The sequence below is a fragment of the Dethiosulfatibacter sp. genome, assembly GCF_983023055.1.
Map to the genome: position 1 here is coordinate 1 of NZ_CEZJXU010000292.1, position 3322 is coordinate 3322.

At 37.6% G+C, this 3322-nt stretch carries 2 protein-coding genes; both read left to right on the plus strand.

The annotated features are described in order from the left end of the window. Positions 1-13: 13 nt before the first annotated feature. On the plus strand, positions 14-2362 hold the full coding sequence (locus AC3AX0_RS09810; protein ID WP_487550111.1) for an ABC transporter permease: 2349 nt from the start codon (positions 14-16) through the stop codon (positions 2360-2362). Positions 2363-2380: 18 nt separating this feature from the next. Next, a partial coding sequence (locus tag AC3AX0_RS09815) for an HlyD family secretion protein (RefSeq protein WP_487550112.1) occupies positions 2381-3322 on the plus strand: 942 nt, incomplete at its 3' end.

Below are 3322 nucleotides of genomic sequence, written 5' to 3' on the forward strand. Positions count from 1 at the left end.
GGATTGAGTGGTAATGAAAAAACTGGACCTCAGACTTCTGAGGATGATAAGGCATTCAAAGGGTCAGTATATTTCAATATTAATTGTTGTAATTACTGGACTCTTCATGTATACCCTAATGAACAGTGCTGCAACGAACCTTGAAACCTCACTGCTTGAATATTATGAAATCTCAAACTTTGGCGATGTATTTGTAGACGTAATGCAGATTTCCGAAAAGAATGCACTGGAACTTGAAGGATTAAAAAATGTTGAGGCTGTTGATGCCAGAATTATTTTTGATGTACCTGTAATTACTGATAACAAGGATGAAAAGGTGAATCTTAGGCTTGTTTCTGTTGATGGGAAGTCAAATAGTATTAGCAAGCTTTTTCTTGAAAAGGGAAAGCGGGAAATTAGCAGCAGGGAAATACTCCTTCATACACAGTTTGCTGATGCAAGAGGCATTGAAATAGGAGATGAAATAGAATTAAGAATTTCAGGCAGGAAATACACATTCGAAGTCAAGGGAATGGTATCTCATCCAGAATATACCTATGTAATGGAAAACGAGCAGACCATCTATCCAATTCCTGATAAATTCGGAATAGGCTTTATAGAAGAGGAATATCTTGCAAACATATCGGGAATGACCGATAAATACAATGATATTGTCATAACTCTTGAGGATGAAGAGAAGTTCAGTGAAACTGAAAAGCTTCTCGAAGACAGGCTTGATAAATTTGGTCTTAGAAGGGTAGTAGAGAAGAAAGACCAGCTCAGCAACAGACTTGTCCATGAGGAAATAAATGGGCTTAAACAGATGTCTGGGTTCATCCCAGTAGTGTTCCTTGCAGTGGCTGCTGCCATACTGGCTGCAATGATTTCAAGAAATGTAAGAAACGACAAGGTAATAATTGGAATACTTAAGGCACTGGGATACTCCAGGTTGAGAATTCTTTCACATTATACAATGTATGCAGTAAGCATAGGAATAATTGGTGGAGGATTAGGAACTTTACTTGGAACAATAATGTCCGGGTTTATGACGCAAGTATATCTTCTATATTTTTATATACCCTTGCTTAAGGTTGCTTTCTATCCTGCCAATATAATAACATCTATTGTATTATCTGTGGTGTTTTGTATAGGAGCAGGTTTGGTGGGCTCACGTGATGCAATGTTGGTAACACCGGCAGAGGCCATAAGGGATGAGCCTCCGCAGACTGGACACAGGATACTCTTAGAAAGAGTCAAACCTGTATGGGAAAGGATTTCTTTCACCTGGAAGATAGTTTTCAGGAACATTTTCAGAGAGAAGAAAAAATCCGTTTTTATAAGTTTGGGAGCGGCATTTACCATAGCAATGAGTTTAATGACGTTTTGGATATCGGATATGATGACTGTAGTCTTTGAAACACATTATGGAGAATTCCTATCAATGGACTACAATATAGATTTTATTAGTCCCATTCACGAAGATTCCTTGAAGGATCTTGAAAAGATTCTTGATATTGACGGAATCGAAGGAAAGATGGAGATGCCCTATGAACTTCAATATGGAAGAAATGAAAAGTTTGTAAGCGTTATAGGACTTCATAAGGATACATCATACTATAATTTTGAAGACTTCTATGGAAATAGGATTGAACTTCCTGATGAGGGTATGCTGATATCTTCAAACCTTGCAGGGATACTGGAGGTGGAACCTGGAGACAATATTCTGGTGAAAAACTTTATTCCTGGAATGGATGATGAATATATTGAAATTGTGGACATAATTGACCAGGCCCTCGGCATAAACGGATATATGAATATCGACTATATGGAGGACAAGCTGGCAGGTAAAAACCTTGTAAACGGTGCACTTGTTGATACGGATAAAAACATATCCGAGGAGCTTGGAGACCTTAAAAATGTAGGAGGTGTACAGTCACTCCAGGATATGAGGGATCTGTTCTTCGAATATCTAGATTTGGCGGTAGCAAGCATTTCTGTAATGGTTGTGTTTTCAGGAATACTTGGATTTGTAATAATCTACAGTATGACTGTACTCAGCATCAATGAAAGAAGGCTTGAATTTTCTTCCCTGAGGGTTTTAGGATTTACAAAAGGGGAAATTTTCGGAATAATCTTAAAAGAAAATGCTGTAATGTCGGTTGTAGGAGTAATCTACGGTATCCCTTTGGGCAAGGTGCTAATCGATGCAATGAGGACCATTTACGTTACGGATCTATATGTATTTAATGCACCAATTACAATTAAAAATGTCATTTATGCTATAGTATTTACAACGATATGTTTGACATTGGCACAATTGATAACATACAGGAAAATAACAAATCTTGACTTTATAGAAGCTCTTAAGAGCAGAACATCATAAAATAGGAGGTAAGTGATTATGAAAATCAGCAAAAAGAAAATAATAATCATAGTGATAGTTGCAGCAGTTGTATCAAGTATAGGGTATTATGCATATAACCAGTCCTTGAAGGTAGGAGACGATTTCATTACTGAAACGACCCAGGTAGGAGACTTGAGCAAATACCTTGAGGAAAATGGCGAAATACTTTCTACAAACATCAATACCTTCTATAGTGATGGAATGAAGAAAATTAAGACAATCAACGTAGAAGTAGGCGACATTGTGAAAAAGGGAGATATACTAATTGAATTCGATTCCACCATAGACCTTGAAGTAGAAAGGATCAACAAGGAAATAAAGGCTCTTGAAGCTACCTATTCCGAAGCAGTAGTAGGTGTTGACTTCGAGACACTTAACGGAATCAAGCTTCAGATACAAGGGCTTAGAAATTCCCTGACATTAGCTAGGGAAGAGTATGACAAGGCTCTTAAACTGTTCAATGAAAATGTAATGACAAAATCGGAAGTAAATATTGCTGAAAATATGGTATTGCAGCTTGAAAACCAGATAGCAGTTCTAAACAACCAGTACAATCAACAGGCCAAGGGAGTATCTGGAAATATTAAGAACCAGTATGAGGCACAGATAGATAGTCTGGCAATATCTCTTGACATACTTGATAAACACAGGGAAGGATATGTACTGAAATCAAACTTTGACGGGACTGTAACTGAGCTTAACGGCTTTGTTGGAAGCATGCCTATAATGGGAACACTGATACTTGAAATACAGGATGAAAGCAGCCTTGCAGTATATGCTGATTTCCTAGTAGACGAAGCGGCACAGCTCAAGAATGACATGAGTGTGGATATTGAAAACTCAGATTTGGAACTTGAAATCAATGACCTTAAAATTTCACAGATTTATCCAAAAGCAGTTGCCAAAATTTCAGAGCTTGGAATCGAGCAAAAGAGGGTC